Annotated in this window: 1 protein-coding gene and 1 pseudogene; one reads left to right on the forward strand and one right to left on the reverse strand. The window is 31.0% G+C overall.

Annotation, left to right across the window (positions count from 1 at the left end):
- Positions 1-163: pseudogene (locus LW137_RS07100) on the forward strand (cytochrome-c peroxidase); the annotation flags it as partial.
- Between the two features lie 212 nt (positions 164-375).
- Here LW137_RS07100 and LW137_RS07105 read toward each other — a convergent pair.
- The gene (locus tag LW137_RS07105; protein WP_233034973.1) at positions 376-951 is read right to left on the reverse strand and encodes a GNAT family N-acetyltransferase; all 576 of its coding nucleotides are present in this window, start codon (positions 949-951) and stop codon (positions 376-378) included.
- Positions 952-1,234: the final 283 nt, after the last annotated feature.

The following is a 1,234-nucleotide window of genomic DNA, read 5'->3' on the forward strand; positions in this document are numbered from 1 at the left end:
ATACTTCCACAATGGAGCATTTTGGAATCTCAAGGATGCAATCAAAGAAATGGGTTCGATTCAATTAGGAATTGATATTGATGATCAGGATGCACAAAAGATTGAAAACTTTTTAAAATCTTTGAGTGGGAAAAAACCACAAATTATCTATCCTATTCTTCCTCCTAACTCAGCCAATATTTATCTTAATAGTTTTTTAATAGTTTTAAAAAATCTTTTTTGTTATAGGAATTTTTTTGATGACATTATTAAGAAAATAATTAAAGATTAAATATTTCTTCATAATATGTTTCATTTTTTTGAAAAAACAATTGCAATTGCTGATGAAGAGTGTTTTTAGGGAGTCTTTGAATTCTTTTGAGCATGTTTTTTTGATTATCCCATAATCCTCCCCCCCCCCCTATTGGCGATTATTCTGCAATAATCCTCATAGGAGCAGGCTATATGAAATTGATCTGCTTTCTCTTTTCCTTTCACAAATCCATTTTTATAAATTCCTTCTATTCTATAGCCGATTAAAGACATCCGATTTGACCAATGAATTAAGCCTATATGTTGACGTGCATTAACTCGATCTAAGCCAATTTTTAAAAAAGCATGTTCGGTAATTCTTGCTACAGATTCTAGGGATTCGAGAGGATTCTTTCTAAAGATTCGACCCATAATTATTCCAAGTTCAGCCTTTTTGGTTCTGTAATCAATAGAGGATAATGCTATAGAGCCAATAATTTCTTTTTCTTTGTTTCCAATTAGTAGAATTAAATCCTGATCTAAATATTTTTCATAATAAGCAATTTGTTTGCTGAGTGTATTTGGAAAGGCTCCAGAATCTAAATAGGCAGTTATATCGGGATTATTCCACCAAGTATAGAGACGATTTTCTTTAATATATTCAATCGTTGGTATATATAAATCAATTGTTTCACCATGCAGAAAAATTTCAAGATTCATGAGGAAGTTCCTTTTAAATTGAGAAATTTAATTATGGTAAATTTTAATATTTTTAGGAAAGATTCTTTAATGAAGCTTTGCGAAAGTTTAGAAACTAAATATATTTTCATGGCGCAGACTTATTGACGGTTTTTGTCTGTACAGAGTTTTATTTCCTCTCCAATTTTTCCAAACCTTTAAATTTAAAAATACATAAAGAAATTATAGAAACCAAGGTATTCTTTCCCAGTTCCCAGTTCCCAGTTCCCAGTTCCCAGTTCCCAGTTCCCAGTTCCCAGTTCCC

Source organism: Helicobacter kayseriensis (assembly GCF_021300655.1).
Taxonomy (GTDB): domain Bacteria; phylum Campylobacterota; class Campylobacteria; order Campylobacterales; family Helicobacteraceae; genus Helicobacter_G; species Helicobacter_G kayseriensis.